Annotated in this window: 5 protein-coding genes; all 5 read left to right on the top strand. The window is 37.6% G+C overall.

Going from position 1 to position 6,622, the window contains the following annotated elements:
- Nucleotides 1-188 precede the first annotated feature (188 nt).
- Nucleotides 189-2,399: a polysaccharide biosynthesis tyrosine autokinase gene (locus G1O98_RS36120; protein WP_163938977.1), complete on the top strand. Its 2,211-nt coding sequence runs from the start codon at nt 189-191 to the stop codon at nt 2,397-2,399.
- A gap of 74 nt (nt 2,400-2,473) precedes the next feature.
- Nucleotides 2,474-3,952: an oligosaccharide flippase family protein gene (locus tag G1O98_RS36115; protein ID WP_163938979.1), complete on the top strand. Its 1,479-nt coding sequence runs from the start codon at nt 2,474-2,476 to the stop codon at nt 3,950-3,952.
- Between the two features lie 231 nt (nt 3,953-4,183).
- A complete protein-coding gene (locus tag G1O98_RS36110; RefSeq protein ID WP_163938975.1) occupies nt 4,184-4,918 on the top strand; it encodes an FkbM family methyltransferase in 735 nt (244 codons plus the stop codon).
- Between the two features lie 156 nt (nt 4,919-5,074).
- Nucleotides 5,075-6,058 (top strand): glycosyltransferase, encoded by a 984-nt coding sequence (locus G1O98_RS36105; protein WP_163938973.1) that lies wholly within the window; start codon nt 5,075-5,077, stop codon nt 6,056-6,058.
- A gap of 15 nt (nt 6,059-6,073) precedes the next feature.
- Nucleotides 6,074-6,622 (top strand): EpsG family protein (locus G1O98_RS36100; protein ID WP_175587003.1); only part of this gene is annotated, 549 nt, incomplete at its 3' end.

Here is a 6,622-nt window from a genome sequence, read left to right as displayed (position 1 = left end):
ATGTTTCTGGGATAAAACTAAAAAGATGTATAAAAAGGAAAGTAATCCAAAAATTACAGAGAAATTAAATATTTCTTATACAAGCTTTTTCTAAGTAAATATATTGAAGTATGTCCAAATAACTATTTTGGGCTACCAAAATTTTGAAGCAAAATTAGTAAGTATTTCAGATATTCGCAATATATTCCATGCCCTCTAACCAAGAAGACCAATCCCCAGATTTGCAACAATACTCGCTGATTCTGAAAAGGCGTTGGCTAGTCATAGCTGCGGTGACTGCCTCTGTTTTTGGACTGTCAGCTTTAATTGCTATCAGACAAAAACCAATTTATGAAGCAGAAGGCAAGTTGCTCTTCAGCAAAACTGACCGTGTTTCTTCGCTGACAAGTCCCTCGGCACAAGTTGGAGAGTTGAGCAGTGTGACTCAACTCAGCAGCCCGTTGGATACAGAAGCAGAGGTAATTCGTTCTAACCCGATAGTTGAAAAAACTATCACTAGTCTCAACTTGGTAGGTAAGCAAGGAATACCCTTAGAAATAGATGAGTTTCTCAAAAAAATCAAAATTAAGAGTGTCCGGGGTACAGATATTTTGGCGATTTCCTACAGCAGTAGCAATCCCAAAGAAGCCGCAGATGTTGTGAATTTGCTGATGAGATATTACCTGGAGAATAATATTCGCATTAACCAAACCCAAGCGACAGTGGCACAGAAGTTTTTGAGCAAGCAATTGCCTGAAGTTGAAGCAAGGGTAGTCAAATCAGAGGCAGCTTTGCGTCGGTTTAAAGAAGAAAATCGGGTAATTGCCTTAGAGCAAGAAGCGGCAAAAGGAGTCGACAGACTCGCGGATTTATCAGACCAGATTACCCAAGCTCAGGCAAATTTAACGGATGCTGAAACTCGCTCACAACTTCTGGAACGTCAATTGAGATTGAATTCGCAGCAGGCTGTGGATATGGGGAATTTAACTCAATCAAAAGCTGTGCAGGAGGTATTAACAGAATACCAGCAGGTGCAAAATCAGTTAGCAGTAGAACAGACTCGCTATACAGACAAACATCCTGCGATCGCTAATTTATTAGCAAAAGAAGCAGCCCTGAAAAAGCAGCTAGAGACTCGAATTTTTGAGAATGCGGGCAGAGAAAAATCTGTACCAGCGCAGAATTTAGGGATGGGAGAACTCAAGCAGACCCTACTGGCCCAACTGGTACAGTCGGATGTAGAACGGTCAGCATTAGCTAACCGAGTTACAGTTTTGCAGAATGCATACGCACTTTCTCAAAGACGATTGAGTGTCTTACCCCAACTGCAAGAAAAACAGCAGCAGCTAGAGCGACAGTTGCAAGTAGCGAGGTCTACCTATGAAGAACTGCTAAAGCGATCGCAAGAAGTCGAAGTAGTAGTAAATCAGAATGTCGGTAACGCCAGGGTAGTATCTGCGGCTTTACTTCCTAAAAAAGCTGTTTCTCCCAAAATTGCCCTTTACCTGGCGCTGGGTGGATTTGTGGGAATTTTGCTGGGTGTAGGGTTAGCTCTGATGTTAGAGGCTATGGATCAATCCCTCAAAACTCTTGAGCAAGCCCAGCAGTTATTAGGTTATCCTTTACTCGGTACGATTCCTCACTTGGGTCAAAAAGCTAAAAATGGTGGGGAAGCTTTAGTAGAACTGCCGGTGAGAGATAATCCATATTCGGGAGCAAGTTCAGCCTGTGAGATGCTTCAGACGAACCTGGATTTTACCATCTCTGATAAACCACTAAAAGTAATTGCCGTAGTTAGTTCAACTCCAGGTGAAGGCAGATCATTTGTAGCAGCAAATCTGGCAGTAGCCAAAGCACACATGGGACGCAGAATCCTATTAATAGATGCGGATATGCGTCACTCCTGCCAACAAGAAATTTGGAAATTATCTAACCCAGCCGGACTAAGTAATGTTTTAGTTGGTCAAGCGGAGTTTCGCCACACTACTCAAGAAGTATTAGTTAACTTGGATCTATTAACGGCTGGGACAATTCCACCGAACCCCGCAGCATTGCTAGATTCACAGCGTATGGCTTTGTTAATTCAAGAGGCAGCCAAAGACTATGATTGCGTCATTATTGATACTCCTGCCTTGAGTTTGTTTGGTGATGCACTGATGCTGGGCAAGATGGCAGATGGGATATTGCTGGTTGTACGTCCTGGAGTGCTTGATTGTGCTGTTGCTAAGAGTACGAAGATGATGCTTGAGCAAGCGCGATCGCGTGTTTTGGGAATGGTGATGAATGGAGTTACTGCTGATAGTGGTTTTAGTTACTACAGCCAGAAGGGTTATTACGACAAAAATAGTAGCGATGCCTACGGCAGCAAGCCACGGAATGGTAAGGGTGAAGTGAAGTTTCCCAATATACGCATTTCCTAATCCCTTGATAGCAATTTAACTTAACTATTTTAGTATTTTTGCGGTAATGCTTGTATTAAAAGAGAATATTTTTGGTGAAAAATAGCTTACTTAAGAACGGTTTTTACAACTCAATAGCAGGATTAATCAAAATAGGGCTAGGCATACTAATTATCCCTATACTAATTCGCCTGTTGGGAATTGAAGAGTATGGACTATGGACTTTGGCTTCTGCTGTGGTGGTAATGGTTACTTTAGCTGAAGCGGGTCTTTCCACAGCCACAACTGTATTTGTTTCTCAAGACTTAGGAAAGAAAGATGTTGATGGACTATCGCAAACCTTGACTGTCACTATTGGGGCAATGCTGATATTGGCAACTTTAGCAGTAGTTGCTCTTTGGATGGGTGCTGAACCGATTATGAATTTATTTCCTAAATTGGGTCAGTTACAACAGTTAAAAGTTATACAGGCTATCAAAATTGGTGGGTTAGTAGTAGCAGCGCGATTGTTGCAACAAATTTTGATTGGTGTCGAACAAGCCCATCAGCGCTATGACTTGATGAATGTGCTTAATACAATGCAGTCCGTACTACTTAATGTCGGAATGTTGATTGTAGTTTTACTAGGAGGTCACACAGTCGAGTTAATGCAGTGGCAGGCTGGAATTGGTGTAGTGAGTTTGTTCAGTCATCTCTGGGTAGTGCGATCGATACTCCAAAATATGAACCTGCGTCTGAGTTGGAATCAACACAAAGCATTAGCAGTAGGAGGCTACAGCTTAATGATGTGGTTAAATACCTTGGGAAGTATGTTTTTTAGTCGAGGCGATCGGCTGATTGTCGGCAGCTTGCTAGGTAGTCAGGTACTTGGAGTATATGCAGGAATTACTGATATCACGGCGCAAATTAACTCATTTTCTGCATTACCTGTACAGCCTTTACTTCCCACTTTAAGCAATCTAGTTGGACAGCCAAACATTAATCAGCGTCAACTAGAACAGCAACTTAAACAAGCTACCCAAATCAATGGATTAGTTGCTTTGGGAATGGGAGCAACTCTCATAACACTTTCTCCATTAATTCTCAAACTATTATTTTCTGAGCAAACTGCAAGTCAATGCTTAATGATCTTCTGTATTGCAACAGCAATTTACGCACTTTATTCATGTCACGCAGTCGGCTACTATTCTTTGTTAGGGACAAATGCAGTTAAGACTTGTGCATTAATTCAGCTACTAAGCAGTTTTTCATCACTAGGATTAATTGCCATTGGCGCTTATAATTTTGGCTTAACAGGAGCAATTCTAGGTAATCTTGGATATCTTACAACCTCTATGGTAACTGTATTTGGAATGAAACGTTTATCTGTTTCTTATACTCTCTGGTTAAAATGGTTATATTTTCCATTGATTTGGTTTTTTATAGTTGTGTTGTTGAATTTTAAGCTTCAAAATGACTATATAACAAGGTGTATTATATTTTCGATACAAACAACTATTCTATTGATATGGTTCGCTATAATTAATGACTACAATTTTTCAGTCAACAAAAAATATATTGCTGCTAAAAAATAAGCTTGAAGGCTATAGTTTTCAAATAATTGTTAATTTAAAATGAATTTATTGCTGTATTTATTGATATACTAATTCGTAGATACAAAAATACTAATCTACGAGAGTGTGTTTTTAGAAAATCTTGCATTATCAAAAGTAATTTCTAGCTATCAATGGACAGTTTTAGCTGTAGATAATAACTCTACAAATGTTTAAATACTACACATTTTAATAAGGGATAGGTAAATTTGGATGGTATCTGTTATTAAAGAAAATATACAACTTCTAGCAAATAAAGTTTTAAAACCTTTTAACTTACGACTTGCTCGACTTGCTCAGGGAGTAGGTATGGACTTATGTCTGAAGGGTCTTGCTCAACGTGGCTATAGCCCTCAAGTAGTCCTAGATATTGGAGCGGCACAAGGTTCTTGGACGAAGTTAGCAATGCAAAGTTGGCCAGATGCTGGATATTTTATGATCGAGCCTCTTGAAGAGCGATTACCACCTTTACAGGTCTTAACCAATCAACATAGTAACATCAAGTTTATTTTGGCTGCGGCTGGTTCCGAGGCTGGTACGTTACAGATAGGTGTGACTCAAGATTTGGATAGTAGTAGTTTGATGTATTCTGGTACTGCCTCTCGTGAAGTACCAATTGTATCTATAGACAATCTGTTTGAGCAAGGAGTTATTAAACAACCACATTTTATAAAAATTGACGTTCAAGGTTATGAATTAAATGTTTTATCAGGAGCGAAAAAAGTCCTAAAATCTTCAGACTTTATTTTACTAGAACTGCAATTTTTTCGATTTTCATCAGAGATGATTTTACTGCATGAATCAATAGCATGGATGAATGAACAAAATTTTCAACCCTATGAAATTGTCAATGTTCTGCGTAGACCTTTGGATAATGCAATGGGGCAATGTGATATTTTATTTATTCGTAAAGACCACTGGCTTTTGAAAAGTCAAAACTGGTCTTGATCCTTGTTTGATAATTGTTAGAAATCCTACTTGATTTTTGCTAGCTATTCTGAAAGAGAAACCTTTGTATGACAAGTTCTATGCAATTATATTTTTCAAAAATCAAATATGATGCCTATATCTTGATCAGTTCCTTGCTTGTGGAGTATTTTACTTATGGATATTGTAATTTGTACTTATAACAATGCAGCTTTACTAGATCGTGTTCTCACAGCAATTTCATTACAGAAAGGTTCTAAAATTTATAATTCGTCAGTTTTAGTTGTAGATAATAACTGTACAGACGAAACTGCCGATATTGTTAACAAGCACATTAATTCACGATTAATTCCTAACTTACGTAGGATAGTAGAGCAAAAACAAGGATTAACTCACGCCCGTTTATGTGGAATTAAGAATACAACTAGTGAATGGCTCGCTTTTGTTGATGATGATTGCCTTTTATCAGAAGACTGGATAGATAAAGCAATACAATTTGCTGCAACTCATCTAAATTGTGGTGCTTTTGGTGGCAAGGTAGTTCTAGATTGGGAAATAACTCCTTCCCCCATCCTTGTTAAACATTCAGGTAAATTTGCTGCTTATGAGCGTGGCGAAGCTTCAAAAGAATTAAATCGTCGTAATTACCAAATTCCAGGTGCAGGTTTAGTTATTCGTAGAACTGCCCTTGAGAAAAGTGGCTGGTTAGATAAACAATTACTCAACGATAGAGAAGGAAAAAAGCTAAGTGCAGGAGGAGATTCTGAGATAGTTTTACGAATTATGAACGTAGGTTATGAACTTTGGTATACACCTGATTGTGTGCTGCACCATTTTATCCCCACAAAGCGCATATCAGAAACCTATCTTTTTAACTTAATGTATGGTTTTGGTGCCGCAGCTCCTTACATTGCTGTTATGCGTTGGAACCGTTCATATTATATTTGGTTGTTTATATCCATTCTCCGAATTTTTAAAGGTTTTTTACAAGTAGTCGCTTGCTATGTTAAAGCTTCAATTAATCCGAAAAATCAAGCAGAAACATTAATTATGTGGAACTGGACTAAAGGTCAAGTTCATAGTTTATTTACTATTATGAGCATGAATGGAGAAGAACATATAGTCTGGTTAAGCTTATTTAACAAATCTTTTATTACCTAAGTATAGCATTAGATAATGACTTTTAATTTATCAAGTGTCCAAACCAACTATCAAAAGTATATTCTGCTATTTGTTGGAATAATTATATGGATAAAAATCCCGATAGTTGGAGTTTTACCACTACTTTTATTTGTATTTCTCAATAGAAGCTCAAAATCTTATAGCCTAGACAGCTTACTCAATAATTCTATACTTCTGCTAGTTGCGGTCACTATCAGTCTTTTCTGTTGTCTTATAGATATTCAAGCTGATACCGAGCAATATTTAATAGCGTATCGAGATTGTAATGGTGATAATCCAGTAGAATGTTTTCAATCAGCCAAGTTTCCATTTGAACCAGGTTTTTATTTTCTCGCTTCTATATTATTTATTATATGTAATGGTTCAGAGCTTGGCTTTCTATTACTTTGGTCTTTTATTATTAATTTTCTGACATTTTTCGTAATTTGTAAGGGGGTTTCAAAAAAATATTATGCTTTATTAATATTTGTTGTTTTACTGAATCCGGCATTTTATCTTCAAGCATTTATAATGCGCCAATTCATATCAAGTACTTTTTTTTTG

It is taken from the genome of Nostoc sp. UIC 10630, from assembly GCF_010747425.1.
In the GTDB taxonomy this organism is placed as follows: Bacteria; Cyanobacteriota; Cyanobacteriia; order Cyanobacteriales; family Nostocaceae; genus Nostoc.
The sequence above is the reverse complement of the archived record's forward strand: the minus strand, read 5'-3'. Positions and strand labels throughout refer to the sequence as shown.

Excerpts from the sequence above, each read along its gene's own strand:
- G1O98_RS36120 (WP_163938977.1), top strand. The coding sequence starts at position 189 with ATGCCCTCTAACCAAGAAGACCAATCCCCAGATTTGCAACAATACTCG.
- G1O98_RS36110 (WP_163938975.1), top strand. The coding sequence starts at position 4,184 with ATGGTATCTGTTATTAAAGAAAATATACAACTTCTAGCAAATAAAGTT.
- G1O98_RS36105 (WP_163938973.1), top strand. The coding sequence starts at position 5,075 with ATGGATATTGTAATTTGTACTTATAACAATGCAGCTTTACTAGATCGT.